Annotated in this window: 31 protein-coding genes; 26 read left to right on the top strand and 5 right to left on the bottom strand. The window is 72.2% G+C overall.

The window, feature by feature from the left end:
- Positions 1-90: 90 nt before the first annotated feature.
- Positions 91-852, bottom strand: coding sequence for a winged-helix domain-containing protein (locus ACGF3A_RS12305; RefSeq protein ID WP_393728581.1), 762 nt, complete (start codon positions 850-852; stop codon positions 91-93).
- A gap of 181 nt (positions 853-1,033) precedes the next feature.
- Between ACGF3A_RS12305 and ACGF3A_RS12300 the strand changes: the two genes are divergently transcribed.
- The 10 genes from ACGF3A_RS12300 (at position 1,034) to ACGF3A_RS12255 (ending at position 8,990) form a co-directional block, all read left to right on the top strand.
- The gene (locus ACGF3A_RS12300; protein WP_393728580.1) at positions 1,034-2,080 is read left to right on the top strand and encodes an alpha/beta fold hydrolase; all 1,047 of its coding nucleotides are present in this window, start codon (positions 1,034-1,036) and stop codon (positions 2,078-2,080) included.
- Between the two features lie 14 nt (positions 2,081-2,094).
- Positions 2,095-2,361, top strand: a complete 267-nt coding sequence (locus ACGF3A_RS12295) for a MoaD/ThiS family protein (RefSeq protein ID WP_393728578.1) — start codon at positions 2,095-2,097, stop codon at positions 2,359-2,361.
- A complete protein-coding gene (locus tag ACGF3A_RS12290; protein WP_393728577.1) occupies positions 2,358-3,635 on the top strand; it encodes a hypothetical protein in 1,278 nt (425 codons plus the stop codon). The genes ACGF3A_RS12295 and ACGF3A_RS12290 overlap by 4 nt, the downstream gene beginning before the upstream one ends.
- 64 nt (positions 3,636-3,699) lie before the next feature.
- A complete protein-coding gene (locus ACGF3A_RS12285; protein WP_393728576.1) occupies positions 3,700-4,416 on the top strand; it encodes a DUF2993 domain-containing protein in 717 nt (238 codons plus the stop codon).
- A 473-nt stretch (positions 4,417-4,889) separates the two neighbouring features.
- Positions 4,890-5,726 (top strand): sulfurtransferase, encoded by an 837-nt coding sequence (locus ACGF3A_RS12280; protein ID WP_393728575.1) that lies wholly within the window; start codon positions 4,890-4,892, stop codon positions 5,724-5,726.
- Between the two features lie 26 nt (positions 5,727-5,752).
- Positions 5,753-6,040: a DUF1416 domain-containing protein gene (locus ACGF3A_RS12275; RefSeq protein WP_393728573.1), complete on the top strand. Its 288-nt coding sequence runs from the start codon at positions 5,753-5,755 to the stop codon at positions 6,038-6,040.
- A gap of 345 nt (positions 6,041-6,385) precedes the next feature.
- Entirely contained in the window at positions 6,386-6,751 is a 366-nt protein-coding gene (locus tag ACGF3A_RS12270) for a DsrE family protein (protein WP_393728571.1), read from the top strand.
- Positions 6,752-6,936: 185 nt separating this feature from the next.
- Positions 6,937-7,500, top strand: a complete 564-nt coding sequence (locus ACGF3A_RS12265) for an FABP family protein (RefSeq protein WP_393728569.1) — start codon at positions 6,937-6,939, stop codon at positions 7,498-7,500.
- A 41-nt stretch (positions 7,501-7,541) separates the two neighbouring features.
- Positions 7,542-7,979 (top strand): Fur family transcriptional regulator, encoded by a 438-nt coding sequence (locus tag ACGF3A_RS12260; protein WP_393728567.1) that lies wholly within the window; start codon positions 7,542-7,544, stop codon positions 7,977-7,979.
- 9 nt (positions 7,980-7,988) lie between these two features.
- Positions 7,989-8,990, top strand: a complete 1,002-nt coding sequence (locus ACGF3A_RS12255) for a YgfZ/GcvT domain-containing protein (protein WP_393728565.1) — start codon at positions 7,989-7,991, stop codon at positions 8,988-8,990.
- Between the two features lie 102 nt (positions 8,991-9,092).
- On the opposite strand, the gene dtd is transcribed toward ACGF3A_RS12255, so the two are convergent.
- Positions 9,093-9,518: a D-aminoacyl-tRNA deacylase gene (dtd, locus tag ACGF3A_RS12250; protein ID WP_393728563.1), complete on the bottom strand. Its 426-nt coding sequence runs from the start codon at positions 9,516-9,518 to the stop codon at positions 9,093-9,095.
- Positions 9,519-9,669: 151 nt separating this feature from the next.
- Here dtd and ACGF3A_RS12245 point away from each other — a divergent pair, with 151 nt between their 5' ends.
- Positions 9,670-10,329 carry an ABC transporter substrate-binding protein gene (locus tag ACGF3A_RS12245; RefSeq protein WP_393728561.1) on the top strand — a complete coding sequence of 220 codons (660 nt, stop codon included), beginning with the start codon at positions 9,670-9,672 and terminating at the stop codon, positions 10,327-10,329.
- A gap of 56 nt (positions 10,330-10,385) precedes the next feature.
- Complete coding sequence (locus tag ACGF3A_RS12240) at positions 10,386-11,678, top strand: GNAT family N-acetyltransferase (RefSeq protein WP_393728560.1); 1,293 nt, start codon at positions 10,386-10,388, stop codon at positions 11,676-11,678.
- Positions 11,679-11,791: 113 nt separating this feature from the next.
- Here the strand turns inward: ACGF3A_RS12240 and ACGF3A_RS12235 are convergent, their stop codons facing one another.
- Positions 11,792-11,974: a hypothetical protein gene (locus tag ACGF3A_RS12235; RefSeq protein ID WP_393728558.1), complete on the bottom strand. Its 183-nt coding sequence runs from the start codon at positions 11,972-11,974 to the stop codon at positions 11,792-11,794.
- A gap of 253 nt (positions 11,975-12,227) precedes the next feature.
- On the opposite strand from ACGF3A_RS12235, the gene ACGF3A_RS12230 reads away from it, so the two are divergent.
- The 3 genes from ACGF3A_RS12230 to ACGF3A_RS12220 all read left to right on the top strand — a co-directional run bounded on the left by ACGF3A_RS12230 (position 12,228) and on the right by ACGF3A_RS12220 (position 15,029).
- Positions 12,228-13,103, top strand: a complete 876-nt coding sequence (locus ACGF3A_RS12230) for a FadR/GntR family transcriptional regulator (RefSeq protein ID WP_393728556.1) — start codon at positions 12,228-12,230, stop codon at positions 13,101-13,103.
- Between the two features lie 117 nt (positions 13,104-13,220).
- The gene (locus ACGF3A_RS12225; protein ID WP_393728554.1) at positions 13,221-14,306 is read left to right on the top strand and encodes a phosphotransferase family protein; all 1,086 of its coding nucleotides are present in this window, start codon (positions 13,221-13,223) and stop codon (positions 14,304-14,306) included.
- Between the two features lie 36 nt (positions 14,307-14,342).
- Positions 14,343-15,029, top strand: a complete 687-nt coding sequence (locus ACGF3A_RS12220; protein WP_393728552.1) for an HAD family hydrolase — start codon at positions 14,343-14,345, stop codon at positions 15,027-15,029.
- 5 nt (positions 15,030-15,034) lie between these two features.
- Here the strand turns inward: ACGF3A_RS12220 and ACGF3A_RS12215 are convergent, their stop codons facing one another.
- Positions 15,035-16,219 (bottom strand): betaine/proline/choline family ABC transporter ATP-binding protein, encoded by a 1,185-nt coding sequence (locus ACGF3A_RS12215; RefSeq protein WP_393728550.1) that lies wholly within the window; start codon positions 16,217-16,219, stop codon positions 15,035-15,037.
- A gap of 141 nt (positions 16,220-16,360) precedes the next feature.
- Between ACGF3A_RS12215 and ACGF3A_RS12210 the strand changes: the two genes are divergently transcribed.
- From ACGF3A_RS12210 to ACGF3A_RS12195, 4 genes are all read left to right on the top strand, one after another.
- Complete coding sequence (locus tag ACGF3A_RS12210; RefSeq protein WP_393728548.1) at positions 16,361-17,083, top strand: ABC transporter permease; 723 nt, start codon at positions 16,361-16,363, stop codon at positions 17,081-17,083.
- A gap of 7 nt (positions 17,084-17,090) precedes the next feature.
- The gene (locus ACGF3A_RS12205; RefSeq protein ID WP_393728546.1) at positions 17,091-17,804 is read left to right on the top strand and encodes an ABC transporter permease; all 714 of its coding nucleotides are present in this window, start codon (positions 17,091-17,093) and stop codon (positions 17,802-17,804) included.
- 67 nt (positions 17,805-17,871) lie between these two features.
- Positions 17,872-18,831, top strand: coding sequence for an ABC transporter substrate-binding protein (locus ACGF3A_RS12200; RefSeq protein WP_393728544.1), 960 nt, complete (start codon positions 17,872-17,874; stop codon positions 18,829-18,831).
- An 81-nt stretch (positions 18,832-18,912) separates the two neighbouring features.
- Positions 18,913-19,794 carry a hypothetical protein gene (locus tag ACGF3A_RS12195; protein WP_393728543.1) on the top strand — a complete coding sequence of 294 codons (882 nt, stop codon included), beginning with the start codon at positions 18,913-18,915 and terminating at the stop codon, positions 19,792-19,794.
- On the opposite strand, the gene ACGF3A_RS12190 is transcribed toward ACGF3A_RS12195, so the two are convergent.
- Positions 19,729-20,883 carry an NADH-quinone oxidoreductase subunit D gene (locus ACGF3A_RS12190; RefSeq protein ID WP_393728541.1) on the bottom strand — a complete coding sequence of 385 codons (1,155 nt, stop codon included), beginning with the start codon at positions 20,881-20,883 and terminating at the stop codon, positions 19,729-19,731. The two genes, ACGF3A_RS12195 and ACGF3A_RS12190, sit on opposite strands and share 66 nt — an antisense overlap.
- 69 nt (positions 20,884-20,952) lie before the next feature.
- Here ACGF3A_RS12190 and ACGF3A_RS12185 point away from each other — a divergent pair, with 69 nt between their 5' ends.
- The 7 genes from ACGF3A_RS12185 to folK all read left to right on the top strand — a co-directional run bounded on the left by ACGF3A_RS12185 (position 20,953) and on the right by folK (position 26,655).
- Complete coding sequence (locus ACGF3A_RS12185; protein WP_393728540.1) at positions 20,953-21,444, top strand: PH domain-containing protein; 492 nt, start codon at positions 20,953-20,955, stop codon at positions 21,442-21,444.
- Positions 21,445-21,494: 50 nt separating this feature from the next.
- A complete protein-coding gene (locus tag ACGF3A_RS12180; RefSeq protein WP_393729107.1) occupies positions 21,495-22,811 on the top strand; it encodes a PH domain-containing protein in 1,317 nt (438 codons plus the stop codon).
- A gap of 450 nt (positions 22,812-23,261) precedes the next feature.
- Positions 23,262-24,119, top strand: a complete 858-nt coding sequence (locus ACGF3A_RS12175) for an ATP nucleotide 3'-pyrophosphokinase (protein ID WP_393728538.1) — start codon at positions 23,262-23,264, stop codon at positions 24,117-24,119.
- Between the two features lie 49 nt (positions 24,120-24,168).
- Positions 24,169-25,035, top strand: coding sequence for a dihydropteroate synthase (gene folP / locus ACGF3A_RS12170; protein WP_393728536.1), 867 nt, complete (start codon positions 24,169-24,171; stop codon positions 25,033-25,035).
- A complete protein-coding gene (locus ACGF3A_RS12165) occupies positions 25,032-25,508 on the top strand; it encodes a nuclear transport factor 2 family protein (RefSeq protein ID WP_393728534.1) in 477 nt (158 codons plus the stop codon). The genes folP and ACGF3A_RS12165 overlap by 4 nt, the downstream gene beginning before the upstream one ends.
- 194 nt (positions 25,509-25,702) lie before the next feature.
- Positions 25,703-26,062 (top strand): dihydroneopterin aldolase, encoded by a 360-nt coding sequence (gene folB, locus ACGF3A_RS12160; RefSeq protein WP_344523625.1) that lies wholly within the window; start codon positions 25,703-25,705, stop codon positions 26,060-26,062.
- The gene (gene folK, locus ACGF3A_RS12155) at positions 26,059-26,655 is read left to right on the top strand and encodes a 2-amino-4-hydroxy-6-hydroxymethyldihydropteridine diphosphokinase (RefSeq protein ID WP_393728532.1); all 597 of its coding nucleotides are present in this window, start codon (positions 26,059-26,061) and stop codon (positions 26,653-26,655) included. Before folB ends, folK begins: the two co-directional genes overlap by 4 nt.
- The last annotated feature ends 3 nt before the right edge of the window (positions 26,656-26,658 follow it).

The following is a 26,658-nucleotide window of genomic DNA, read 5'->3' as shown; positions in this document are numbered from 1 at the left end:
CAGCCCCAGACCCCGCACCTCGCCGGATCACGCGCGGTGCGGGGGCAGGAGGGGTCCAGTCGTCCTATGTCAGGACCTCTTGGTCACGGCCTACGACCTCTTGGTCACGGCCTCGCGCGCGACGCGGGCGGCCTCGTCCGCCACGGAGCCACCGGCCGGGGCCGGCCTCTCCTTCTCGGGCTTCTCGGGGGAGACGAACCGGTACCCGACGTTCCGCACGGTGCCGATCAGCGCCTCGTGCTCGGGCCCCAGCTTGGCGCGCAGTCGCCGTACGTGGACGTCCACCGTGCGCGTACCGCCGAAGTAGTCGTACCCCCACACCTCCTGGAGGAGCTGGGCGCGGGTGAAGACCCGGCCCGGGTGCTGGGCGAGGAACTTCAGCAGCTCGAACTCCTTGAACGTGAGGTCGAGCACGCGGCCCTTGAGCTTCGCGCTGTACGTCGCCTCGTCCACGGACAGGTCCCCGTTGCGGATCTCCATGGGGCTGTCGTCGGCGACGATCTGCTGCCGCCCGGTCGCCAGCCGGAGCCGGGCCTCGACCTCGGCGGGGCCCGCGGTGTCGAGGAGCACGTCGTCCACGCCCCAGTCGGCCGTGACGGCGGCGAGCCCGCCCTCCGTCACGATCAGCAGGAGCGGGCAGCCGGGGCCCGTCGAACGGAGGAGCTGGCAGAGGGAGCGGACCTGCGGCAGGTCGCGGCGGCCGTCGACGAGGATCACGTCGGAGCTGGGGGCGTCCACGAGCGCGGGCCCCTCGGCGGGCGCGACCCGCACGTTGTGGAGCAGCAGGCCCAGCGCGGGGAGCACCTCGGTGGAGGGCTGGAGGGCATTGGTCAGAAGAAGCAGCGAGCTCATGCGCGTACGCCCTCCCTCATCGGGGCCGGGGTCGGAGTCGTACGGTCTTGTTGATGCGGATTTCGCTTGCCCATGACGTCGAGTTCCCTCGGAAGTGTGGCGGCACTGCTTCGTCCAGAAAGCACAAAAGGACCCGGGGGCGACGCTGCCCGGATCCTTCTTGTCGAGAAAGAATACCGACATGAGGCATCGCGCGGGGTGTGACATCGCTCGCCCACTCCTCGATTCCGTCACGGAAAGTGACGAAGACGGGTCGATCCGTGCCGTACTGCGGACGGCGGACGGCATACGGATCGAGGCGCGGTACGAGCCGTGCGCCGTCCCCCTTCCGCCGAGCGCCCCCGGCACCCCGGGCCAGGGAGCGGGCCCCGGAGCGGGCCCCGAAGCCCCCGCCGTCGTCCTCGCGCACGGCTTCACGGGCTCGCTGGACCGCCCCGCGCTGCGCCGGGCCGCCGCCGTGTTCCGGCAGCGTGCGGCCGTGGTCACCTTCTCCTTCCGGGGGCACGGCCGCTCCGGCGGCCGCTCCACGGTCGGCGACCGCGAAGTCCTCGACCTCGCGGCGGCGGTCGGCTGGGCGCGGGCGCTCGGCCACGCCCGCGTCGCCACGGTCGGCTTCTCCATGGGCGGCTCCGTGGTCGTCCGCCACGCCGCCCTCCACCGCCCGGACCCCGCTTCCGGTCCCGCCGCCGGGAACACAGAGTCAGAGGAGAGCGCCACGAAGCATGGGGGGCGCACGGGCGCGCGTATGCCGTCGGCCGGTACCGGCACGACCGCCGTTGACGGCCACGCCGACGTCGCCGTGGCCGTCAGCGCGCCCGCCCGCTGGTACTACAACGGCACCGCGCCCATGCGGCGGCTGCACTGGGCCGTGCAGCGCCCGCTCGGACGGCTGGTCGCCCGGCACGCGCTGCGCACCCGGATCCACCCGGAGGACTGGGACCCGGTGCCGCTCTCCCCCGTCGCCGCCGCGGCGCTCGTCGCGCCGACGCCGCTGCTGGTCGTCCACGGCGACCAGGACCCGTACTTCCCGCTCGACCACCCCCGTTCCCTCGCGGAGGCAGCAGGAGCGGAGTCGGCGGAGCTGTGGCTGATCCCCGGCTTCGGGCACGCGGAGAACGCGGCGGAGCCCGCGCTCCTCGACCGCATCGGCGCCTGGATCCTCTCCACCGGTGCACCGGCCGCCCGCGCGAGGCGCCATCATGGGACGCGCAAAGCGGCAGACGGCTGAGAGGGACCCCCACCATGGCGAGCGGCACGATCCGCTACTGGGCCGCGGCGAAGGCCGCCGCCGGTACCGCGGAGGAGCCATACGAGGCCACGACACTCGCCGGAGCGCTCCAGCGCGCCCGCGACGCGCACACGGAGCGGCCCGAGTTCGCCCGGGTGCTGCTGCGCTGCTCGTACCTCGTGGACGGCGCCCCCGTCGGGACCCGCGAGCACGAGTCGGTGCGGCTCAGCGAGGGCGGCACGGTCGAGGTCCTCCCGCCGTTCGCGGGCGGTGCGGCATGAGCACGCCGTACGAGGGTTACGAAGGGTACGAGGGCTACGAGGGGTACGAGCAGGACTGGCAGCGCCAGCCCCTCCCCCAGCAGCAGGCCCAGCCGCAGGCACAGCCCCAGCCGCAACCCCAGCCCCAGCAGTACGAGGCGTACGCGCAGCCCCTGCCGCCCGCCGAGCCGCAGTACCCGTACGAGTACGGGCACGGCTACGGGTACCCGCAGGCGCACGACCCGTACGACGTCCAGTACGAGGTGACCCGCGAGACGCCCCCGTACGAGGCGCCCTCCACACCGCTCCCCCCGCAGCACCCGCACCCGGGCCCGCTGCCCCCCGAGCACCAGCTCTACGAGCAGCAGCAGCCCCAGCCGCAGCCGCAGGCCCAGCCCCTCCCCCAGGCACAGGCCCACGCCCAGCCCCAGCCGCAGCCGCAGCCCCAGTGGTCGTCCCCCGCCGCCGTCAGCCCGAGTGCCGCTCCCGCCTCCCCCGCGTCCCCCGCCTCCCCCGCCTCCCCCGCCTCTCCCGCCGCGTCGGCGTCGCCCGCGCGGTCCGGGTCGCCGATCATCGCCCCGGGGCTGCGCCCCGCCGCGCTGACCGCCGTGCTCGGCGCGCTGCTCGCGGGCTCCGCCTCGCTCGACGGCGGCGTCGGCACCGGCCTGCTCGCGGTCTGCGTGGTGCTGCTCCAGGCGGTCACGGCGGCGGGCTGGTTCCGGCTGAACGGGATGTGGCCCGCGCGGCAGGGCATCGCCCTGGCCTTCCTCGGCGGCGTCGTGGCCGTCGTAGGCCTGCTGCTCGCGGACGAGGACAAGGCGCCGACCGTGCTCATCGGCACGTTCGGCGTCTGGTGCGTCCTCTCCCTCATCCTGCAGCTCCGTAACCACTCCAGCCCCGACGAGCGCCTCTACGCCCTCACCGCAGGCCTCGCCTCCAGCGGTCTGACCGTGCTGGCCGCCGGGCACCTGGCGGCGGAGCGCGAGGCCGTGACGGTCGGCGCCGCCGCCGTGGCGGTGGCCGCGCTCGCGCGGGCCCTGCCGCTGCCGTCGTACGTCTCGCCCGTCGTCGCCGTGGCCGCCGCGGCGGGCGCGGGCGTGGCCGTGGGGCAGCTCACGGACATGGGCGCGAGCGGCGCGCTGCTGGGCCTCGGGGCGGGCGTCTGCGCCGTGATCGGCCTGCGCGTGGCGAGCTACGACTTCCCGTCCCGCTTCGTCCACATGACCGCGGGCGTCGCGCTCCCCCTGACCCTGGCGGTCCCGGCCGTGTACCTCCTGGGACGCGCGCTCGTCTGACGTCGCGTTACGCTCCACCGCTGAGGGGGCTGCAAACCGACCACCCATGGGGGGAACGCAGGCAATGCGCGCGCTACGCATCGTGCTGGTGATCGTGATCGTGCTGGCGGGGCTCTTCGTCGCCGCCGACAGGGTCGCGGTGAACATGGCCGAGGACGAGGTGGCCAAGAAGCTCATGACGGAGCTGGAGGTCCCCTCGGACGGCGACGCCTCGGTCTCGATCGACGGCTTCCCCTTCCTGACCCAGGTCGCCTCCAAGGACCTCGACAGCGTCGAGGCCGAGCTCAGCGGCATCACCGCCGAGGCGGGCGGCCGTCAGGTGACGCTCACCGAGGTGAAGCTGAGCGGCAGCGACGTGCACCTCTCCGACGGCTACTCCTCGGCGGTCGCCAGCAAGGCGACGGGCACGGTCCACATCTCGTACGCGGACCTCTCCCGCGCCGCCGACGAGGGCGTACGGGTCGGCTACGGCGGCAAGGACAAGTCCGGCCGCGGTCAGGTCAAGGTCACCGCGGCCGTCACGGTCCCGATGGTCGGCAAGACGCTGGAGCGCAGCGTCTACAGCTCGGTGACCGTCGAGGGCGGCGACACGGTGCGGCTGCACGCGGACAAGGTGCCGGGCTCGCGGATCCCCGGCGTCGAGGACGCGATCCGCAAGAAGATCGACTTCGACCGGAAGATCAGCCAGCTGCCCGACGGGCTCAAGCTGAAGAAGGTCGTGACCACCGAGACCGGCATCGACGTCTCCATCTCCGGCACGGACGTGAACCTCGCGGGCTGACCCCCGCCCGCCCCCCTTTCCCCTCACCCCGTCCACGGAGCGAGACGCCCGCGTCCGCACCCCAGAAGGCGGCGCGGCGACCCGCCGCGCCGCCCGCCCTCCCGGCCCTGGTCAGGGCGGTCACATCCCGTATCGCGGACACATTTGTCTCATCATCCGGATCCCCGGTGACAGGCCCCCCTTCGCGTCCTTACGATCGGACCTCATGAAGCGACAGGCGGACCTCACGAAGCGACGGGCAGTCGATCTGTGCCGCGTCGCCGCCATGCTCTGTCGCCCCTCCCGCTGACGGCCGCGCGCCCAGCCGTACGAAGCCGATCCGCGACGCCGCGTCCCCGCGCCGCACAGCGCAGTGCGCGCACCGCCGCGTATCCGGGGTACTCGCCGCGCACACGCCTCCCCGCGTCCCGCGCCCGGCACCCCCTCCGCGCACCCCTCGCCTTTCAGCCGCCCACCGCATGAGGAGACACAGCATGAGCCGCAGCGACGTCCTCGTAGACGCCGACTGGGTCGAGGCCCGCATCGACGACCCGAAGACCGTGATCGTCGAGGTCGACGAGGACACCTCCGCCTACGACAAGAACCACATCAAGAACGCCGTCCGGATCGACTGGAAGCAGGACCTCCAGGACCCGGTCCGGCGTGACTTCGTGGACCAGGCCGGCTTCGAGAAGCTGCTCTCCGCCAAGGGCATCGCCAACGACGACACGGTCGTGCTCTACGGCGGCAACAACAACTGGTTCGCCTCCTACGCCTACTGGTACTTCAAGCTCTACGGCCACCAGGACGTCAAGCTCCTGGACGGCGGCCGCAAGAAGTGGGAGCTGGACTCCCGCGACCTGGTCGTCGAGGTCCCCGAGCGCGCCGCGACCGACTACAAGGCCAAGCCGCAGGACACCTCGATCCGCGCCTTCCGCGACGAGGTCGTGGACGCGATCGGCGCCCTGAACCTGGTCGACGTGCGCTCCCCCGACGAGTTCAGCGGCAAGCTGCTCGCCCCCGCGCACCTGCCCCAGGAGCAGTCGCAGCGCCCGGGCCACGTGCCCAGCGCCCGTAACATCCCGTGGTCCAAGTCGGCCAACGACGACGGCACCTTCAAGTCCGACGACGAGCTGAAGTCGCTCTACGAGGGCGAGGGCGTGGACCTGGCCAAGGACACCATCGCCTACTGCCGCATCGGCGAGCGCTCGGCCCACACCTGGTTCGTCCTGCACGAGCTGCTCGGCCAGCCCAACGTCAAGAACTACGACGGCTCCTGGACCGAGTACGGCTCCCTCGTCGGCGTCCCCGTCGAGCTCGGCTCCAACTGACCCTCCGAAAGGACTGAGGAATCACCATGTGCGGAGCGAAGGCAGGCGGCCCCGACGCCTCCACCATCAAGCCCGGCGAGACCACCATCCAGGGCAGCGTGACCCGCGACGGCGAGCCCGTCACCGGCTACGTGCGCCTGCTGGACTCGACCGGCGAGTTCACGGCGGAGGTCCCGACCTCCGCGACCGGCCAGTTCCGCTTCTACGCGGCCGAGGGCACGTGGACCCTGCGCGCGCTTGTGCCTGGCGGCTCGGCCGACCGTACGGTCGTCGCCCAGCAGGGCGGCCTCTCGGAGGTCGCCATCGCGGTATGACGTGACCTTCGCGACTTCTGTGCTTGGGAGGTCTGCGCAAGGCGCAGGGCTGGCAAGCGCAGCCCCGATGCCGGGTACGGCTGCGTAAGAGCCGGGTACGGGTTGCCCCGCCCGCTGCTTCGCGGGCTGCCGCCGCATCGTGGCCGGCCGCGCAGTTCCCCGCGCCCCTGAAGCCGCCCCTCCGGGGCGTGCTTCGGGGCGCCGCCACGCTTCGCGGGCGCCTTCAGGGCGCGCCCCGAAGGGGCGCGGGGAACTGCGCGCCAAGCCACGACGACGCCCGCGCCCCGCGACGGAACAGCAAGGGGCAGCCCCTGCCCGGCCCCCGGCAGACCTAGGCTGACCGGCATGGCAAACACCAAGCTGGTCATCAAGGTCACAGCGGGCGCTGACGCGCCCGAGAGGTGCTCGCAGGCATTCACGGTCGCCTCCGTGGCCGCGGCGAGCGGCATCGAGGTCTCCCTCTGGCTGACGGGCGAGTCGGCCTGGTTCGCGCTGCCCGGAAAGGCGGCGGAGTTCGCGCTGCCGCACGCGGCCCCGCTCCCCGACCTGATGGAGACCATCCAGGGCAGCGGCCGTATCACGCTGTGCACCCAGTGCGCCGCCCGCCGGGACATCACCCAGGAGGACGTCCTCGAAGGGGTGCGCATCGCGGGCGCTCAGGTGTTCGTCGGGGAGATCATGGAGGAAGGCGTCCAGGCGGTCGTCTACTGACCCGTCCGCTGACCCCGTCCCGCCGCCTTCCGGCCGCCGACTAGACTCGGCGGCGTACGTGCACACCGCAAAGGAGAGCCCCGTGCTTGAGGCATTCTTCACCGCCCTGATGGTCCTGGTCTGCGTCGGCACCGTGGCCTTCGCCGGTCTCACCTTCAAGAAGCTCTACCAGGGTCAGCGCTGACATGATCGAGATCCCGTCCGACCTCCACCCGGACCTCGTCCCCCTCGCCTTTCTGCTGGGCAACTGGACGGGCGCGGGCGTCGCAGAGTTCCCGGGCCAGGAGAAGTGCAACTTCGGCCAAGAGGTCACCTTCACCCACGACGGGCGTGACTTCCTGGAGTACGCCTCGCACTCCTGGGAGCTGGACGCGGACGGCAAGAAGGTCCGCCCCCTGGAGACCGAGACCGGTTACTGGCGGATCGACGCGGACCGCAAGGTCGAGGTCGTCATGATCCGCGACCAGGGCATCGCCGAGGTCTGGTACGGCGAGCTGGCCGACCAGAAGCCGCAGATCGACCTGGCGACCGACGCCATCGCGCGTACGGCCTCGGCGGGCGAGTACAGCGGCGGCAAGCGGCTCTACGGGTACGTGAACAGCGACCTGATGTGGGTCGGCGAGAAGGCCACCCCCGAGGTCCCGCTCCGGCCGTACATGTCGGCGCACCTGAAGAAGGTCGTCGACCCCAAGGAGTGGGCCAAGGACGTCGCGGATCTCCCCGACGACGGAATCGCCTTCTTCAAGTAAGGCATGCCTAACAACTCCGTGGTCTCTCTTACACTGGGCCCGTGGCAACCACCGACTGGCAGAGCGACCTCAGGGCGCGCGGGTACCGGCTGACCCCGCAGCGCCAGCTCGTGCTGGAGGCCGTGGACAAGCTGGAGCACTCCACTCCGGACGAGATCCTGTGCGAGGTGCGCCGCACGGCGGGCAGCGTGAACATCTCGACGGTGTACCGGACCCTGGAGCTGCTCGAAGAGCTCGGCCTCGTCTCCCACGCGCACCTCGGGCACGGCGCCCCGACGTACCACCTCGCGGACCGGCACCACCACATGCACCTGGTGTGCCGGGACTGCACCGAGGTCATCGAGGCCGATCTCTCCGTGGCGGAGCCGTTCGCGGTGACGCTGCGCGAGAAGTTCGGCTTCGAGACGGACATGAAGCACTTCGCGATCTTCGGGCGCTGCGCGAACTGCGCCTCGGAGGACGCCGACCCACCGTCGTAGGCTGGTCGTATGTCCTCCAGCAGCACCAGCCAGAGCCCTCAGCAGAGCCCGCTCCTGTCGCTCCCCGGCGCCGTCGCGGCCGAGGCGCCGGACGAGGGCGTCGCGGCGCACTACGGCGACCTGTTCAAGGAGCAACGGGCGCTCGCGGACGGCACGGGCTTCGTGGACCTCTCGCACCGCGGCGTGGTCACCGTCTCCGGCGACGACCGGCTCTCCTGGCTGCACCTGCTGCTGACCCAGCACATGACCGAGCTGCCGCCCGGCCGGGCCACCGAGGCGCTGATCCTCTCCGCGAACGGCCACATCGAGCAGGCGCTCTCCCTCGTCGACGACGGGGAGACGGTGTGGATGCACACCGAGCCCGGCAAGCAGGAAGAGCTGGTCGCCTACCTGGAGAGCATGCGGTTCTTCTACCGCGTGGAGACCGCCGACCGTACGGACGACTTCGCCGTCGTCCACCTCCCCGCGGGCTCGATCGCCGACGTCACCGGCGCCGCGGCCGTCCGGGAGACGGCGCACGGGCGGGACCTCTTCCTGCCGCGCGATCAGCTGCGCCCGTTCGCCGAGGCGCACGGCCCGGCGATCGGCGTCCTCGCCTACGAGGCGCTGCGCGTCGAGGCCCACAGGCCGCGCCTGGGCAGGGAGACCGACCACCGCACCATCCCGCACGAACTGGGCTGGATCGGCACGGCCGTTCACCTGGAGAAGGGCTGCTACCGGGGCCAGGAGACCGTGGCCCGCGTGCAGAACCTGGGCAAGCCCCCGCGCCGCCTGGTCTTCCTGCACCTGGACGGCAGCGAGGTGAAGATCCCCGTGCACGGCGACGCGGTCCGGCTCGCCGCCGACGGGGTGGAGGGCCGCCAGATCGGCTTCGTCACCACCTCCGCCCGCCACCACGAGCTGGGCCCCATCGCCCTGGCCCTGGTCAAGCGGAACGTCCCGGTGGACGCCGAACTGATCGCGGGCCCGGACGCGACGGCGGCGGCGCAGGAGACGGTGGTCGAGCCGTAGCGCCCCGAAGGGGCGCGGGGAACTGCGCGACCGGCCAGGACGCTCCCGCACCCGGCGAAGCACGCCAGAGGGCACCCCGGAAGCCGCCCCGACGCAACCCGGTCAGACCTCGACGAGCACCGTGAACGGACCGTCGTTCGTCAGGCTCACCTTCATCTGCGCGCCGAAGACGCCGGTCTCGACCTCGGCCCCCAACGCACGCAGCCGGGCGACCACTTCGTCGACGAGCGGCTCGGCGACCTCACCCGGAGCGGCGGCGTTCCATGTCGGTCTGCGCCCCTTTCGCGCGTCACCGTAGAGAGTGAACTGACTGATGACGAGGAGTGGCGCTCCGGTGTCCGAGCACGACTTCTCGCCGTGCAGGATCCGCAGGCTCCACAGCTTGCGCGCGAGGCGCTCGGCCTCCGCCGCCGTGTCCCCGTGCGTGACTCCGACCAGCGCGCACAAGCCCTCGCCGACTATCCGACCAACGGTCCGGCCGTCCACGTCGACGCTCGCACCGTCCACTCTCTGCACCACAGCTCGCATCCCGCCATGATGCCGTGCCGCCATTCGCCACCGTGCGCCGCCGCCGGATGGGTGCCAAGGGCGCTGCGCGCGGTAGCCACGCAGTGGCACGATGCGCACACGCGGTGTGTGCCGCTGCCACTGTGCGACGGGGATGAGGGGACACAAGCCCATGAGTACAACCGGAGCCGGACGGACACCGGGCGGCGTACCGGCCGCCCGAGCGGGCGCGGCGCCCGCCACCGCGTCCGCCGCACCTGCCGCGTCCGCCACCACGCCCGCCACGCCCGCCGCTTCCGTGCGCGCGCGGACCCCGCAGCAGCGCGGGCACCACGAGGCGCTGCGCGAGCCCGGCCGGCCCGAGCTGCACACGCTGCGGCTGCCCGAGCTGCGGACGCTGCGCCGCAGCGCGCAGCAGGACGAGGCGGACCTCAGCTACGTCCGCAGGCTCCTCCAGGGCCGTATCGACATCCTCAGGGCCGAGCTCGCGCGGCGTACGTCGCCGGGCTCGCCCCTGCTCGACCTGCTGCCGGAGATCCTGACCGACGGCCCGTCGACCCACCGCTCCTCGGCGCGGCACGTGACGCTGGGGGCGCCGCGCAGCGAGGAGTACCGGCGGCTGGCCGAGGACATGCTCGCGGAGGTCGAGCTCAGCGACCTCACGGCCCGTACGGACGACGAGCTGCACGATGCGATGGGCCGCCTCGTGCGGTACGAGCAGCAGGTCTCGCGGCACCGGCAGGCGCTCCAGCGGACCGCCGACGGGTGCAGCACGGAGATCGCGCGGCGCTACCGCGAGGGCGAGGCCCAGGTGGACGACCTGCTCCCCTGAACCGGCTCTCAGATTATTCGGGTGCGCCCGCCGGGGCCCGCGCCTAGCGTGACCCCATGTCCGACCGCCCGCGCCCGGAAGTCCGGACGCTAGCCGACATACCCGGCACCCCTGACGCTCCTGACCCGCTGCACGACTGGCTCCGTGCCTTCAACACCGGCTTCTACCGGAGCGCCGAGGTCTCCGCCGAGGAGACCGAGAGGCGCAGGGGCGGCACCGACCCGGAGCGTACGCAGGGGGCGTACGACGGGGGCCGCTGCGTCGCGACGTTCCGCACGACGCCGCAGCGGCTGACCGTTCCGGGCGGTGCCGCGCTCCCCTCCTGCGCGGTCACCAACGTCGCCGTCGCGCCCACGCACCGGCGTCGCGGCCTGCTCACCGAGATGATGGCGAACGGGCTCGCGGCGGCACGGGAGCGCGGCGACGCGTTCGCCTCGCTCGTCTCCGCCGAGTACCCCATCTACGGGCGTCACGGCTTCGGCGCCGCCACTTGGACCACCGAGTGGGAGGTCGAGGTGGCCCGCGCGGGCCTCGACCGGCGCTATTCGGGCCCGGCGGACGACGGGGACGGCGGCCGGGTGGAGCTGCTGGACGCCGCCGCGTACCGGGAGGCCGCCGCCGGGGCGCACGAGCGGTTCCGCGCGCAGCCGCAGCGGCAGGGCGCCATCGACCGTACCGACCGCTGGTGGCGGATCTTCACGGGCGCGCTCCGCTTCCCCGGCGACGGCTACGACTCCCCGTTCTTCGCGGTCTACCGCGACGCGGACGGCGAGCCGCAGGGCGCGGTGGCGTACACCGTCGACAGCCGCTGGGAGAGCAAGCAGCCCCAGCAGACCGCGACCGTCGACGACCTGTTCGCCACGACGCCCGCGGGTGAGCGGGCGCTGTGGCGGTACGTGCTCGCGATGGACTGGGTACTCAAGGTCCGTACGGGCCCGCGCGCGCCGGACGACATCCTTCCGCTGCTCCTGCCCGACCCGCGCGCCGCGCGGGTGCTCACGCACGCGGACTTCCTGTGGCTGCGCCCGCTGGACGTCCCGGCGATGCTGGAGGCCCGTACGTACGCCGTGTCCGGGACGCTGGTCCTGGAGCTGCGCGACAAGGCGGGTCTGGCCGGGGGCCGTTACCGGCTGGAGGCCGGTCCGGACGGCACCGCGTGCCGGACGACGCGCGACGAGCCCGGCCTCTCGATGGACATCGGCGAGCTGGGCGCGCTGTACCTGGGCGACGAGTCGGCGGTGCGGCTCGCGGCGCTCGGCCGGATCGCCGAGCACCGCGAGGGCGCGGCGGCCCGCGCGGACACGCTCTTCCGCACGGCGCGCCGCCCCTGGTGCCCGGACATGTTCTGAACGTCCGCCTGTGCTCTGCGCATGCTCAAGCCGCCTCCCCCGAGGCGTGGGTAGAAGGGAGGGGGAGGCGGCATGATCACCGCAGAACGGGTGCACGGGCTCTCACTGGCCCCTCATGTCTGAAGCAGCAGCGTGGCCAGGACGATCGCGCCGACGGCGCTGCATCCCGAGTGCTTGGCCTTCACGCCGATGGTCAGGAAGAGAAAGCCGATGAGCCCCATGACGCCGAACTGGAGCTGCACCAACTGCTCGAACGCGACGATGGCTCCGGCGATGACGAGCGCGACAACAGGCATGGTGGTCCCTCCTTCGGAGACACGGAACGACGGGCTGTGCGGAGGGATGGGGGACAGCGGCCCATACGCCATTGGACGGGCGGGGGCTCGGGAATGCGCGGGACGGTCCGAGCCGAAGCGGCAGTTGGCGAACTTGTCTGCCACCTTGTTGAGTTGGTCACCAACCTCGCTGTCTACATGCCCAGTTGGTCACCACCTAAAAACACTTGGCGAACAACTCCCACTTGCTGGCCTGAAGTTGTAGGGTCTTGGCGTGAGCAAGAAGAGGGCGGGCACACAGCGCAAGCGACCTCGTGACCTGGTCGCCGACACCCTCCGTGAGCGGATCCGGAGCGGTGACTTCGCCCCGGGCACGCGGCTGCCGACCCAGCGGGAGCTGGAGGCGGAGTTCGGCGTCGGCCGCAGCACGGTCCGCGAGGCACTGGGTGCCCTCGCCCAGGAGGGCCTCCTCGACTCGGTCGGCCGCGGCGCGTCACCGACAGTGGCCGCGCCCGAGGCCGCCCCGGAGGCGCCCCGCATAGCCGGAGTCGAGCTGACCGAGCGTCTCCATGAGGCATTTCAGGCCGAGCACGTCACCATCGACTCCTTCTCGCTCACCACGGAGACCTTCAACAACGCCCTGGCGTGGCCCCTGCGCGACGTCACGGCGGGCACGGCGACCCCGAGGTCCGTCACCACCCGGATGCTGGTCCCCAGCTTCGAGGCACGGCTGGCGCTCCCCCGGCTGAAGGACGACCCCGACGCGGAGGACTCCCGCCCGCTGCAGCGCCTGCACGACATCCAGCGCACGTACGTGCAGGCCGTCACGCGCACGCTCCGGTCCCTGGAGCGCTACGGGATCGAGGTCAGCACCTCGATCCGCACCGTCCGCATCACGCCGATGACCAAGCTCTACGTCCTCAACGGGGACGAGGCCCTGTCCGGTTTCTACGCGATCACCGAGAACTCGGCGGAATTCCAGGGCGACCCGCTGGAGTTCTACGATCTGCTGGGCCTCACTGCCAAGCTCTTCCGCTCCTCGGCGGGCCAGGACAGCAGGGACGTGCACGAGGCGGCCTACGTGAGGGAGTCGAAGCTCTTCTTCGACTCCCTCTGGAACACCATCGCCGAGCCCCTCCCGCTCGGCTGACCGCCCGGCCCGCGCCTCCCTTCGGGTGACAGCCGAGCCACCCGCGAGGGGCACGAAGCACCGCACCGCTACTGTTCCACCCACTCCGACCGCCGACCGCCATCCGAGGTCCCGCCGATGTCCTCCACCACGTTGCAGAAGGCCACCGACATCGGCAGGGTGGACGGCCCCCTCCAGGGCTATCACCGCGAGTGGTACGTCGTACGGCCGGGCCCGGACTTCCCCGGCAAAGGGAGGCTGAAGGTGGGCGAGCCGCGCGAGGACGTCCTCTGGTACGACAGACGGTGCTTCGCGTCCGAGGACCTGCTGCTGGTGGAGCTGGCGAAGCGGGACGTCCCGCGCATTCCGCCGGTGCACCGGCTCGCGCCCGACGGCCCGCTCATCCACGGCTTCATCGAGGGGACGCCGCTGAACCTGCTCCACCCGCGGGGCCACAGGGTCCCGCTCGTCCATCTCGGCCAGATCATGGCCGTGTTCCGGAAGCTCGCCGCCATCCGGCCCTGGGGATTCCCGGCCCCGCGGCTGTGCAAGGAGAAGGACCGCCCGGAGGACGGGAACAGTGAGGGTTTCCTCCGGACCCTCCTCCGCTTCACCCACGAGAAGAGCTTCCTGCCGCACGCCGACGAGTTCGGCGGGCTCTTCCGGCAGCTGGGGCTGACGAAGGACGTGCTGCGGCGCGGCACGCGGCTGGACTCCGAGGCGGGCCGCCTCACCCGCCGCCCCTTCTGCCTGCTCCACGGCGATCTGCACCGGGCGAACTTCATCGTGGGCGAGTCGCTCCAGCTGTGGACCATCGACTGGGAGCTCGCCATGCTCGGCGATCCCCTGTACGACCTGGCCACGCACCTCCACCTCATGGAATACCCGGCCGACCAGGAGCCCGCCGTCGTCGAGGCCTGGCGCGCCGCCGTCTCGGCCGAACTTCCGGAGGCCGTCGCGGGACTGGAGACGGACCTGCCGCGCTACCGCGCGTACAAGCGGATCCAGTCCGTCTACACCGACGTCGTACGGCACGTCAGGATGCTCCAGTCGCTCCCGCCTTCCGAACGGCGTACGGAACAGCTCGGCGCCTCCGCGAAGGCCGTCCATCAGGCGCTGTGGCGGGCACGGCACGACCTCCGGCTGACCGAGGTCCCCACACCTGCCGAAGTGGAGTACGCCTATGGGCCGTTCAGCGCTGTACTCCGGGGTTCCCCCGCGTAGATAGTGGGGGCGTCACCGAACCGAAGGACCACCGCGATGCACGAGCTCATCGAGTCGGCGAAGTGCGTGCTGTTCGACTTCGACGGCCCCGTCTGCCACCTGTTCAGGCTGCGGCCCGCATCCGACATCGCCGGACGGCTGCGCGACGAATTCCCCCAGGCGGAGCTCCCCCGCTCCCCGGACCCCCAGGATTACCTGCCGCTCGTCTTCCGCTCCCCGCGTCTGGTGGACGACGGCACCGCCCGCGCCCTGGAGGCGGCGCTCACCCGGGAGGAGCTGGCCACCGCGCCCAGCGCCCTGCCCACCGCCTACGCCGACCGGCTCATCCGCACCTTGCACGCCACCGGTCGCACCCTGGCCGTCGCGACCAACAACTCGCAGGCGGCCGTCGAGTGCTATCTCGGCACCCGGGGCCTGCGGGAGCTGTTCGACGGGCACATACACGGTCGTACGCCCGAGGGGGTGCTGCGGGTGAAGCCTGATCCCTGGTGTCTGGAGCGGGCGTTGGAGTCGACCGGGGCCTCGGCGGGGGACGCGGTCATGATCGGGGACGCGCCGCGGGATCTGGAGGCGGCGCGGGCCGCGGGGGTGCGGTTCATCGGGTACGCGCCGGAGAGGCCGCACAAGGACAAGTACGGGGAGTTGCGCGAGGCGGGGGCCGAGCACATCGTGCGCTCGCTCAGCGAGGTCCTGCTCGCCGTGGATCCCGACGCACGCGTCTGAAAGAGCTACGCGCCCGTCACCGTCTCCACCTCCACGCCGTCCCTCGGCACCTGGCGGCCGTCCGCGTCGATCGAGCGGCGGAGGGCCTCGTGGAGGCTGGCGGGGGTCAGGACGCCCGTGAAGCGGTCGGCGTCGTCCAGGACCGCTATCCACCCGGCGTCGTGCTGGAGCATCGTGCTGAAGGCGTGCTTGAGGGGCGAGCCGAGGCGGAGCCAGGCCTCCATGCGGCGTGCGTACGCCCGTACGGTCGGGGCCTCGGGCGGCGTGTCGCCCTCCAGGACCTCGGTCACCGTCTGCGCGGAGATCCAGCCGTGCAGCTCCTCCGCGTCGTCGAGGACGACCGCCCAGCGCGCGTCCTCGCTGCGCATGCGCGCGGCTGCCTTGTCGACGCGGTCGTCCAGGTGCACGACCGGCGGCTGCTCCAGGTCGCCGCGTTCGACGGGCGTGACGGAGAGCCGCTTGAGGCCGCGGTCGGCGCCGACGAAGTCCGCGACGTACGGGGTGGCGGGGGCGCCGAGGATCTGCGCGGGCGAGTCGAGCTGTTCGATGTGGCCCTCGCCGAAGACGGCCATGCGGCCGCCGAGGCGGACGGCCTCCTCGATGTCGTGCGTGACGAAGAGCACGGTCTTGCCCAGCGTCGAGTGCAGCCGCAGGAACTCCGTCTGGAGCCGCTCGCGCACGACCGGGTCGACGGCGCCGAAGGGCTCGTCCATGAGCAGCACGGGCGGGTCGGCGGCCAGCGCGCGGGCCACGCCGACGCGTTGCCGCTGGCCGCCGCTGAGCTGGTCGGGGTAGCGGTCGCCGTAGACGGACGGGTCGAGGCCGACCATGTCGAGCAGCTCGCGGGCGCGCTCGCGCCGCTTGGCCTTGGGCCAGCCGAGCAGGTGCGGGACGGTGGCCGTGTTGTCGAGGACGGTGCGGTGCGGGAAGAGGCCCGCCTGCTGGATCACGTAGCCGATGCGCAGCCGCAGGTCGACGGGTTCGACGCCGGAGATGTCCTGGCCGTCGACGGATATCCGGCCCGAGGTCGGCTCCACGAGCCGGTTGACCATCTTCAGCGTCGTCGTCTTGCCGCAGCCCGACGGGCCGACCAGCGTGAGCAGTTCGCCCTCGGACACCTCGAAGGAGAGGCCCTCGACGGCGAGCGCCCCGCCCGGGTAGCGCTTCGTCACGTTCTCAAAGCGGATCATTGCCTGCCCCGTTCCCCGTCCCTCGTCGCGCACTTCACACTGTGAGCAGTCTGACGCGAATTCCCTGTGAACCGCAGCGTAAATCGCACGCGTTAACGAGACCGCCATGGGTAGGGTCGCCGGTCGAGACGGGGGAATGGGGTGAGCGGCGTGAGTGACAACTGCCTCGCGGCGAACGACTGGCTGTGCGGCGAGTATCTGCGCACCCGCCAGAGCGAGCTGGTGGACGCGACCGTGGAGCACATCTGGATCACGGCGGCCTCGATCGCCCTCGCGCTGCTCCTGGCGCTGCCGATCGCCCTCGCCGCACGTCACTGGCGGTTCGCGCGCGGCCCCGCGCTCGGGCTCACCACGGTGCTCTACACCGTCCCGTCGCTCGCCATGTTCGCGCTGCTGCTGCCGGTCTTCGGCCTGTCGGCCGGCGTCGTGGTGACGGGCCTGGTGCTGTACTCGCTGACGGTCCTCGTGCGGAACATCCTCGCCGGGCTCGAAGCCGTCCCCGCCGAGGCCACGGAGGCCGCGCGCGGGATGGGATACGGGCCCGTGCGGCTGCTGTTCGAGGTCGAACTGCCCCTCGCGCTGCCCGCGCTGTTCGCGGGCGTACGGATCGCGACCGTCTCGGCGGTGTCGCTGACGACGGTCGGCGCGATCGTCGGCTACGGCGGCCTCGGCAACCTCATCTACGAGTCCATGGAGAACTACTTCAAGGCCCAGGTGCTGACGGCCTCGGTGCTGTGCGTGCTGCTCGCCGTCACGGCCGACCTCCTGCTGCTGGCGCTGCAACGGGCGCTGACGCCCTGGACCCGTACCGGTGCCCGTACCCGTACCCGTAGTACCGCTAGTAACGCGCGAAAGGCCGGGTGAGCGCCCCATGGGCATCTTCGCGGACGTGTGGGCCTGGCTGACGACCGGCGCGCACTGGACGGACGAGGGCGGCGTGCTCGAACGGCTCGGCGAGCACGCGTACCTGACCGTCGTCTGCCTCGCCCTCTCCTGCGCCCTCGCGCTGCCGCTCGCGCTCTGGCTCGGGCACCTGGGGAAGGGCGGCGCGCTGGCGGTCAACCTCTCGAACGCGGGCCGCGCGATCCCCACGTTCGCCGTGCTGGTCCTGCTCAGCATGGGCCCGCTCGGCAGGCACGGCGACTGGGCCACGATCGTGGCGCTGGTGCTGTTCGCGCTGCCCCCGCTGCTGACCAACGCGTACACGGGCGTACGCGAGGCCGACCGGGAGGTGGTGGAGGCGGCGCGCGGCATGGGGATGACCCACTGGCAGCTCCTGCGCCAGGTCGAACTGCCCCTCGCCGTCCCGCTGATCATGACCGGCGTGCAGACGGCCGCCGTCCAGCTCGTCGCCACCGCGACGCTCGCCGCACTCCCGGGCGGCGGCGGCCTCGGCCGCCTCATCACCGCCGGGTTCGGCAACCGCGACACGCCGCAGGTCGTCTCGGGCGCCGTGCTCGTCGCGCTGCTGGCACTGCTGGTCGAACGGCTGCTGACGCTGACGGAGAAGCTGCTCGACCCGATGCGCCGACGGCACCGCACGGACGCCGCGGCCCCCGCGGCACCCGGCCTGAAGGTCTCCTGAGCTCTTCCCCCCGAACGCCCCCGAACGCCCCTGAACTTCCGCGAACCCCTCGAAACTGGTGATCCCCATGCACACGTTCCCCCGCTCCCTCGCCGCCACCGGTGCCGTCGCCGCGCTCGTCCTCTCCCTCGGCGCCTGCGGCGACGACCTGGAGGACGAGGGCGGCAAGGACGGCGGAGGCGGCAAGGGGAAGGGCCAGCTCGTCGTCGGCTCCGCCGGGTTCACCGAGTCCCAGATACTCGCCGAGCTCTACTCCGGGGTCCTCTCCGGCGCCGGGTACGACACGACCGTGAAGAAGGTCAAGAACCGCGAGCTGTACGCCCCCGAGCTGGAGAAGGGCCGCATCGACGTCGTACCGGAGTACGCGGCGACGATGGCCGAGTTCCTCAACGCCAAGGAGAACGGCCCCAAGGCGAAGCCCGTCGCCTCCAGCGACCGCGACAAGACGGTCGCCGCGCTGAAGAAGCTCGCCGGGCCGCGCGGCCTCACGGTGCTCCCCGCGGGCGACGCGGTGGACCAGAACGCGTTCGCGGTCTCGAAGTCGTACGCCGACGAGCACAAGCTCAAGACCCTCTCGGACCTGGGCGAGTCCAAGGAGAAGGTGACCGTCGCGGCGGGCGACGAGTGCGAGACCCGGCCGTTCTGCAAGCCGGGCCTGGAGAAGACCTACGGGATCAAGGTGGCCGGAATCGACCCCAAGGGCGTCGGCACCGTGCAGTCCAAGCAGGCCGTCAAGGACGGCAAGGACCAGCTCGTGCTGACGACGACCACGGACGCCACACTGGACCAGTTCGACCTGGTGCTGCTCAAGGACGACAAGAAGCTCCAGAACGCCGACAACATCGTCCCCGTCCTCAACACCGAGGACGCCGCCGGTTCCAAGAACAAGGCCGCCGCCACCGCCCTGAACAAGCTGACGAGCACCCTCACCACGAAGGACCTCACCGACCTCAACCGCAAGGTCGACAAGGACCGTGAGAAGCCCGGGGACGTGGCGAAGGAATACCTCGACAGCAAGGGCCTGTGAGCCGGGCGCCGAGTTGTGAGGCGGTAACAAAGCGCAATGCCCGGTGTCGGGAGCGGAACGACACACGGTAAATTCCAGGCCATGCCACGTGGACGTCATCGCCATTCACCGCCCCTGCACCGGCTGCTCTCCCCGGTCGCGGTCGCGGCGACGGCGCTGGCCTGCGCGGGTGGCTCCTGGCTGGTCGGCGAGGCGGGCGTCGGGGACGTGGAGACCGTGGTGCTCCGCGGCCTCTCCGCCGCCGCCGCTGCCGCCGCCGTCACCGGCGCGGTCCTCCTGCGCCGGTGGGACCGCGCGGCCGGCCGCCGCGTCGGCGACCTCAAGGCCCAGCAGGCGAGCACCGCGTGGCGGGCCGAGGAGCGCCAGGCCGAGCTGGAGGACGAGAACGAGGACCTGCGCGAGCGCCGCACCAAGCTGGAGAGCAAGGTGCGCGACAAGCGCGCCGAGCTGGCCCGGCTGCGCTCCGAGCACGCCGACCTGCTGCGCCGCTACGCGAACGCGGAGACCGAGCGCGCCAGCGCCCTGGAGGGCCGCCGCCAGCTGGAGCTGGAGGCCGCCGAGCCCGCGAAGGCGCTCACCGTCTCCGCGACCGACCACCGGCTCAGCTCCGGCGCCCCGACCCCGCTGACGTACCTCCAGGCGAACGAGGCGCTCAACCACCTCGCGCGCAACGCCGACCGCCAGCGCGCCCACCGCAAGGCCCGCACCGTCCGCGCCACCCCGGTGGTGCCCCCGCCCCTGGAGCCGGACGGCAGCAACGCGGACACCAGCAGCTTCGACTTCTTCGGCCTCGGCCTCCCCGCCCAGGGGGAGGAACCGGAGCCGACTCCTCCTCCGGAGCCGGAGCCGGAGCCGGAGCCCGAGGAGAAGGACGAGAAGAAGGACGAGGACGCGACGCTACTTGTCGATGTCGCCGACGACGAAGAAGAACGAGCCGAGGATCGCGACCATGTCCGCAACTAGCGTCCCGGGCAGCAGCCGCGTCAGCGCCTGGATGTTGTTGTACGAAGCGGAGCGCAGCTTCAGCCGGTAGGGCGTCTTCTCGCCCTTGGAGACCAGGTAGTACCCGTTGAGCCCGAGCGGGTTCTCCGTCCAGGCGTACGTCGCGCCCTCCGGGGCCTTCAGCACCTTCGGCAGCCGCTGGTTGACGGGCCCGGGCGGCAGCTCGGCGAGCCGGTCCAGGCAGGCGTCGGCGAGGTCCAGGGAGTTGTGCACCTGGCCGAGCAGCACCTCGAACCGCGCGAGGCAGTCGCCCTCCTCGCGCGTGACGACCTTGAGGGTGTCCCGCAGCGCCGGGTCCCCGTACGCCAGGTACGGCTCGTCGCGGCGCAGGTCGAAGTCGACGCCGGAGGCGCGGGCGAGGGGCCCGCTCACCCCGTACGCGTGCACCAGCTCGGGGCTGAGGACGCCCACGTCGCGCGTACGGCCGCGGAAGATCTCGTTGCCGAGCACCAGGTCGTCGAAGACGTCCATCCGGCTCCGCGCCGCCGCGACCGCGCTCCGCGCCCGCTGCGTCCACCCGGCGGGCAGGTCCTCCTTGAGGCCGCCGACGCGGTTGAACATGTAGTGCATCCGGCCGCCGGAGACCTCCTCCAGCACGGCCTGGAGGTCCTCGCGCTCGCGGAACGAGTAGAAGATCGGCGTGATCCCGCCCAGCTCCAGCGGATAGGAGCCGAGGAACATCAGGTGGTTGAGCACCCGGTTCAGCTCGGCCAGCAGCGTGCGCAGCCACACCGCGCGCTCCGGCACCTCCATGCCGAGCATGCGCTCGACGGCGAGGACCACGCCCAGCTCGTTGGAGAAGGCCGACAGCCAGTCGTGCCGGTTGGCGAGCACGATGATCTGGCGGTAGTCACGGGCCTCGAACAGCTTCTCCGCGCCCCGGTGCATATAGCCGACCACCGGCTCGGCGGCGCCGATGCGCTCGCCGTCCAGGACGAGCTTCAGCCGCAGCACGCCATGCGTGGACGGATGCTGCGGTCCGATGTTCAGCACCATGTCGGTGCTCTCGGCCGCACCGCCAATACCAACGGTCGTCTCCGTCTGCGTCATGAACCTCAGTCTGTCAGCTTCCTTCTCCAGGTGGATACAGACGGTCACAACCACTCTTACGCTGGCAGTATGTCGACATCCCCAGGCGCCCGGCCGGACACCACGGCCTGGCGCGGCGTCGAGCGCGCCCTGCTGCCCATGCGGCGGCTCGTGCTGCTCTGCTGGCTGCTGCCGCTCGCGCTGGGGCTCGCCGCGCTGCTCTGGCTGACCGCCGGTCCGCCGTGGGCCGCGTTCGCCGTACTGCCGCTCGCGCTCGCCGCCTGGGGCTGGGGCGCGCTGGCCCGCAACTGGCGCTCGTGGCGGTACGCGGAGCGCGACGACGACCTGCTCATCGCCCGCGGCGTCCTCTGGCGCGAGCTGACGGTCGTGCCGTACGGCCGTATGCAGCTCGTGGAGGTCACCTCGGGCCCCCTGGAGCGGAAGTACGGGCTCTCCACGCTCCAGCTCCACACCGCCGCCGCGACCACCGATGCCTCGATCCCCGGGCTCGCCCCCGAGGAGGCCGAACGGCTCCGCGACCGGCTGACCGAACTGGGCGAGGCCCGCTCGGCGGGCCTGTGAGTACGGAGACCGTAAGTACGGAGACCGGCCCGTCCCGTGGACCCCGCTGGCTGCCCCGCCGTCCGGAGGGGCGCAGGCTGCACCCCATCACGCCGTGGCGGCGCGCCTGGGCGCCTCTCGCGGCGCTGCTCGCGTTCTCCGTCCACGACTTCGAACGAGCCCGCGACTGGGCCTCCCACCTCACGCTGGGCTGGCTGCTGCTGGCGCTCGCCGCGCTGCTGCCGATCGCCGCCGCGTACGGCTTTCTGACCTGGTGGTTCACGGCCTACGCGGTCACCGAAACGGAGCTGCGCATCCAGACCGGCCTGCTCTTCCGCCGCACCGCGCACATCCGGCTCGACCGCATCCAGGCCGTGGACGTCACCCGGCCGCTGCTCGCCCGCGTCGCCGGGGTCGCCAAGCTGAAGCTCGACGTGGTCGGCGCCGACAAGGACAAGGACGAACTGGCGTTCCTCGGCGAGCGCGAGGCCGTCGCCCTGCGCGCCGAACTCCTCGCGCGCGCCGCGGGCATCGCCCCCGACGCCGCCCCCGAGGCGGGCGAGGCCCCCGCCCGCGAACTGCTGCGCGTCCCGCCCCGCACCCTGGTCACCGCCCTGCTGCTGCTCGCCAGCGGCTGGGTCACGCTGGCCGCCGTCGTGGTCGTACCGCCCCTGATCTACCTCGCCACCGACAGCCTGTGGCCCGCGCTCGCCACGGGGCTGCCGCTGCTGGGCGGATTCTGGGCGAGCGGCTTCGGCAAGTTCGTCTCCGAGTACGACTGGACGGTCGCCGAATCCCCCGACGGCCTCCGCCTCGACCACGGTCTCCTCGACCGCGAGCACGCGACGGTGCCGCCGGGGCGGGTACAGGCCGTACGGCTCGTCGAGCCCGTGCTGTGGCGGCGCCGCGGGTGGCTCCGCGTCGAGCTGGAGATCGCGGGCACGGACAAGGAGAAGGACGGCGTGCTGGTGCCGGTCGCGGTGTGGGAGGACGTGGCGGACATCCTCGCCCGCGTCCTGCCCGGCACCGACCTCGACGCGGCCCTGGCCTCCCTCTCCCCCGCGCCACGCCGCGCCCGCTGGTGCGTCCCGCTCTTCTGGCGGGGCTACGGGCACGGGGTGACCGACTCGGTCTTCGTCACCCGCAAGGGCCTCGTCGTCCGCTCGACCGTCCTCGTCCCGCACGCCAAGGTCCAGAGCGTCCGCCTGGAGCAGGGGCCGTGGCAACGCCGCATGGGCGTCGCGGACGTCGCCGTCGACAATGGCGCGAACGGCGCGACGTCGGCGCGCCAACGCCCCGCCGACGAGGCGTACGCCCTGGTCCACGCCCAAGCGTCCCGCTCCCGAACGAGCCGCCACACGGCCTTGCCAGACCGCTGGCTCACCTGACGTCTGCTCTTCCCTCCGCCCCCTGCGAAGCTTGGGAAGTCTGCGCTTCTCCCTCCCGCTGAGCTTGGGAAGTCTGCGCTTCTCCCTCCCGCTGAGCTTGGGAAGTCTGCGCAAGGCGCAGGGTTGGCAAGCGCAGCCCCCTGCGCCGGGTGCCCCGCGTACAGGGCCGCGCCCGGGGTGCCCCGGGCTGTGCTTCGCGGGCTGCCGCCGCGTCGGGGCTGGGCGCGCAGTTCCCCGCGCCCCTAGGGAGAAGGGGCAAGCCCAGAAGTCCCGAACCGCACAGGCCCGCGCCCCTGAGGGAGAAGGGGCAAGCCCAGAAGGGTTGTGCGGCACGGGCCCGACACGCTCGGGGCAATGGGGGGCTGACCTCAGGAGGGGTGGCTCGTTGTGCCTCGCGGCAGGTCGCCCGCGCAAGCGCGGGCGGCGACTCATGAGCAGGACGGAATCGCCATGAACGTCACCCCCACCCCCGGCCACCGCCGCACAGGCGCACGCCTAGCCGGCACTCTCCTCGCCGCCTCGTTCGCCCTCGGCGCCCTCCAGACCGGCGGCGCCTGGGCCGCAAGCGCGGCGCCCGCCGTTCCCGCGCCCTCGGCGGCCCCGCCGATCGCCCCCGCCGACGAGCCGGGGAGCTGGCACTCCCAGGGGCTCTCCCTCGACGCCGTCGAGAACCGTCAGGTGGACCGCTACCTGGAGCGCGCCCGCGGCGCCGAGCGCGTGATCAGCACCCAGATCCGGGAGGCGGCCCGCCGCAACGGCGCCGAACTGGTCGGCTTCGGCCAGCGCCTGAAGTCCCCGGACTCGCTGAAGCGGAAGGTCGCCACGTACATGAAGGGCGACGAGAAGCACGCGCCGACGAACGTCGACCAGGCGCTGAAGCAGGTCAACGACGCGGTCCGCTACACCTTCGTCTGGGACGACGAGAAGTACACGAAGGGCGTACGGGGCGCCTCGCACGACCTGACCGCCTGGCAGTACAACAGCGTCCGCTGGTCCAACACCTGGGACAGCAAGGACCGTTACAAGGGGATCAACTCGGCCTGGCGCGACCCGCTGCGGGACCAGAAGTTCGAGATCCAGTTCCACACCCCCGCCAGCAAGTCCGCGCAGGAGCGGACGCACAAGATCTACGAGGAGCAGCGGCTGCCCAGCACGCCGCCCGCGCGCAAGGCGGAGCTCCAGCGTGAACAGGGCCGCATCTTCGCCGCCGTGCCGGTGCCGGAGGGCGCCGAGGCGCTGACGGCGCCCGCGCAGACCCGCCCGCTGCCGGTGCCCGCGCGGGTGCCCGCGCAGGCGCCCGCGGCCTGAGGTTCCGGGGGCCGGTCGCGGACCGGCCCCCACCGCCTACGCTGGACGCATGAACGCAACGCGTGGCCAGGTCACCGGGCTCCCCTCGTGGGACCGCTGCGCCGTCATGGGCGTGGTCAACGTCACACCCGACTCCTTCTCCGACGGCGGCCGCTGGTTCGACACGCAGGCCGCGGTCAAGCACGGCCTCGATCTCGTGGGCGAGGGCGCCGATCTGGTCGACGTGGGCGGCGAGTCCACCCGCCCGGGGGCCAAGCGTGTGAACGAGGCGGAGGAGCTGCGCCGCGTGCTGCCCGTCGTGCGCGGGCTGGCCGAGGAGGGCGTCGTCGTCAGCGTCGACACCATGCGTGCCTCGGTCGCCGAGCAGGCGGTCGCGGCCGGCGCGGTGCTGGTCAACGATGTGAGCGGGGGTCAGGCCGACCCCGGCATGGTCCCGGCGGTGGCCGCGACGGGCGTTCCGTTCGTCGTGATGCACTGGCGCGGCCAGAGCATCGACATGAACAACCGCGCGGTCTACGAGGACGTCGTCGCCGAGGTCATCGACGAGCTGCGGGTGAGCGTGGACCGCGCCGTCGAGGGCGGCATCGCCCCCGAGCGGGTCGTGGTCGACCCGGGGCTCGGCTTCGCGAAGAACGCCGAGCACGATCTGAGGCTCGTCGCCCAGCTCTCCCGGCTCCGCGCCGAGCTGGACCGCCCGCTGCTCGTCGCGGCCTCCAGGAAGCGGTTCCTGGGCCGTGTGCTGGCCGCGGAGCGGGAGAACGCGACGCCGCCCCCGGCCCGCGAGCGCGACGCCGCGACAGCCGCCGTCTCCGCGCTCTCGGCGCGTGAGGGCGCCTGGGCCGTGCGCGTCCACGAGGTGCGGGCGAGCGCGGACGCCGTGCGGGTGGCCCGCGCGGTCGAGGCGGCCGCCCCGTGAGCGGGGCCCGTACCGACATCGAGGCGGTCGAGGCGGCCAACACCGCGCTGTACGAGGCGGTCGAGCGGGGCGACGTCGACGCGCTGTCCGAGCTGTGGCTGGACGACGAGATCAGCGTCGTCCACCCGGGCTGGCCGGTGCTCACGGGCCGCGGCGAGGTGCTGCGCTCGTACGCGCTGATCATGGCCAACACGGAGTACATCCAGTTCTTCCTGACCGACGTCGAGATCTCCGTGCTGGGCGACACCGCGCTGGTGAGCTGCACCGAGAACATCCTCAGCGGCGGCCCGGCGGAGGAGGACGGCTCGGCGGGCCCGCTCGTGGGCGGCCTCGTCGTCGCGACGAACGTCTTCCGCCGCACCGAGGACGGTGACTGGAAGGTCTGGTCGCACCACGGCTCCCCCGTGCTCGTGGAGAGCGAGGACGACGAGGAGGACGGCACCTCCCCGGACGACGGCGACATCACGATGTGAACCCCGGCCCCCTCTCCTCCCTCATTCGTGGCACTCCCCGGGGAATGCGTGAGTGCCGGGGGTCGCTGTGGGGTATGCGGCGCCGCGAGCTGGCCCCCTCGCCGGGGGCGGCTGTCGCTCGCAGGTAGATTCGATTCGTTGGCGTGCCCAGCCGCGCCTTGTCCGTACGACCGACGGGAACGGGAGTGATTCGCGTGGACCGTGTCGCACTGCGCGGCCTCACAGCGCGGGGGCATCACGGCGTGTTCGAATGGGAACGCGAAGAGGGTCAGACCTTTGTCGTGGACCTCGACATGGGCCTGGACACGCGGGAGGCGGCCGAGGGCGACGATCTCGCGAAGACCGTCCACTACGGCATCGTGGCGGAGGAGGTCGCCGCGGTCGTCGCGGGGGAGCCGGTCGACCTGATCGAGACCCTCGCGCAGCGGATCGCCGACACCTGTCTGCGGCACGAGGCCGTCCGCGAGGTCGAGGTGGTCGTCCACAAACCGGACGCCCCGATCTCGGTGCCTTTCGAAGACGTGACCATCACTATCAAGCGGAGCCGCGCATGACGCCGAACAGTGACCCGACCGTACAGCCGGTGCCCGCTTCCGTGGTGCGCAAGGTGGACGAGGCCGATGCCACCCTGCACAACCCGAAACGCGCCGTGCTCTCTCTCGGGAGCAACCTCGGAAACCGGCTGGAAGCCCTCCAGAGCGCCGTCGACGCGCTCGCGGACACCCCGGGCCTGCGGGTCAAGGCGATCTCTCCGGTCTACGAGACCGAGCCGTGGGGCGTCGACCCCGGCACCCAGCCCTCGTACTTCAACGTGGTGGTGGTCGTGAAGACGACCCTGCCGCCCGGCTCCCTCCTCGAACGCGGCCACGCGATCGAGGAGGCCCTGGAGCGCGTGCGGGACGAGCGCTGGAGCCCCCGCCCCATCGACGTGGACATCGTCGCCTACCAGGACGTGATCTCGGACGACCCCGAGCTCACCCTCCCCCACCCCCGCGCCCACGAGCGGGCCTTCGTGCTCGTGCCGTGGCACGACATCGACCCCTCGGCGGAGGTCCCGGGCCGCGGCAGCGTCGACGCGCTGCTGGCCTCCCTCGGCAGGGAGGGCGTCACTCCCCGCCCCGATCTGGAACTCAGCCTGCCCGCCTGAGCG

This window comes from Streptomyces sp. NPDC048172, assembly GCF_043202595.1.
GTDB lineage: Bacteria > Actinomycetota > Actinomycetes > Streptomycetales > Streptomycetaceae > Streptomyces.
Note: the sequence above shows the minus strand (reverse complement) of the source record. Positions and strands in the feature narration are given on the sequence as shown.

Excerpts from the sequence above, each read along its gene's own strand:
- ACGF3A_RS12185 (WP_393728540.1), top strand. The coding sequence starts at position 20,953 with ATGTCGACATCCCCAGGCGCCCGGCCGGACACCACGGCCTGGCGCGGC.
- ACGF3A_RS12175 (WP_393728538.1), top strand. The coding sequence starts at position 23,262 with ATGAACGTCACCCCCACCCCCGGCCACCGCCGCACAGGCGCACGCCTA.
- ACGF3A_RS12305 (WP_393728581.1), bottom strand. The coding sequence starts at position 852 with ATGAGCTCGCTGCTTCTTCTGACCAATGCCCTCCAGCCCTCCACCGAG.
- ACGF3A_RS12290 (WP_393728577.1), top strand. The coding sequence starts at position 2,358 with ATGAGCACGCCGTACGAGGGTTACGAAGGGTACGAGGGCTACGAGGGG.
- ACGF3A_RS12245 (WP_393728561.1), top strand. The coding sequence starts at position 9,670 with ATGAGTACAACCGGAGCCGGACGGACACCGGGCGGCGTACCGGCCGCC.
- ACGF3A_RS12225 (WP_393728554.1), top strand. The coding sequence starts at position 13,221 with ATGTCCTCCACCACGTTGCAGAAGGCCACCGACATCGGCAGGGTGGAC.
- ACGF3A_RS12300 (WP_393728580.1), top strand. The coding sequence starts at position 1,034 with ATGAGGCATCGCGCGGGGTGTGACATCGCTCGCCCACTCCTCGATTCC.
- ACGF3A_RS12195 (WP_393728543.1), top strand. The coding sequence starts at position 18,913 with ATGCCACGTGGACGTCATCGCCATTCACCGCCCCTGCACCGGCTGCTC.
- ACGF3A_RS12295 (WP_393728578.1), top strand. The coding sequence starts at position 2,095 with ATGGCGAGCGGCACGATCCGCTACTGGGCCGCGGCGAAGGCCGCCGCC.
- folP (WP_393728536.1), top strand. The coding sequence starts at position 24,169 with ATGAACGCAACGCGTGGCCAGGTCACCGGGCTCCCCTCGTGGGACCGC.
- ACGF3A_RS12240 (WP_393728560.1), top strand. The coding sequence starts at position 10,386 with ATGTCCGACCGCCCGCGCCCGGAAGTCCGGACGCTAGCCGACATACCC.
- ACGF3A_RS12200 (WP_393728544.1), top strand. The coding sequence starts at position 17,872 with ATGCACACGTTCCCCCGCTCCCTCGCCGCCACCGGTGCCGTCGCCGCG.
- ACGF3A_RS12190 (WP_393728541.1), bottom strand. The coding sequence starts at position 20,883 with ATGACGCAGACGGAGACGACCGTTGGTATTGGCGGTGCGGCCGAGAGC.
- dtd (WP_393728563.1), bottom strand. The coding sequence starts at position 9,518 with ATGCGAGCTGTGGTGCAGAGAGTGGACGGTGCGAGCGTCGACGTGGAC.
- ACGF3A_RS12285 (WP_393728576.1), top strand. The coding sequence starts at position 3,700 with ATGCGCGCGCTACGCATCGTGCTGGTGATCGTGATCGTGCTGGCGGGG.
- ACGF3A_RS12205 (WP_393728546.1), top strand. The coding sequence starts at position 17,091 with ATGGGCATCTTCGCGGACGTGTGGGCCTGGCTGACGACCGGCGCGCAC.
- ACGF3A_RS12270 (WP_393728571.1), top strand. The coding sequence starts at position 6,386 with ATGGCAAACACCAAGCTGGTCATCAAGGTCACAGCGGGCGCTGACGCG.
- ACGF3A_RS12275 (WP_393728573.1), top strand. The coding sequence starts at position 5,753 with ATGTGCGGAGCGAAGGCAGGCGGCCCCGACGCCTCCACCATCAAGCCC.
- ACGF3A_RS12265 (WP_393728569.1), top strand. The coding sequence starts at position 6,937 with ATGATCGAGATCCCGTCCGACCTCCACCCGGACCTCGTCCCCCTCGCC.
- ACGF3A_RS12235 (WP_393728558.1), bottom strand. The coding sequence starts at position 11,974 with ATGCCTGTTGTCGCGCTCGTCATCGCCGGAGCCATCGTCGCGTTCGAG.
- ACGF3A_RS12215 (WP_393728550.1), bottom strand. The coding sequence starts at position 16,219 with ATGATCCGCTTTGAGAACGTGACGAAGCGCTACCCGGGCGGGGCGCTC.
- ACGF3A_RS12280 (WP_393728575.1), top strand. The coding sequence starts at position 4,890 with ATGAGCCGCAGCGACGTCCTCGTAGACGCCGACTGGGTCGAGGCCCGC.
- folK (WP_393728532.1), top strand. The coding sequence starts at position 26,059 with ATGACGCCGAACAGTGACCCGACCGTACAGCCGGTGCCCGCTTCCGTG.
- ACGF3A_RS12255 (WP_393728565.1), top strand. The coding sequence starts at position 7,989 with ATGTCCTCCAGCAGCACCAGCCAGAGCCCTCAGCAGAGCCCGCTCCTG.
- ACGF3A_RS12220 (WP_393728552.1), top strand. The coding sequence starts at position 14,343 with ATGCACGAGCTCATCGAGTCGGCGAAGTGCGTGCTGTTCGACTTCGAC.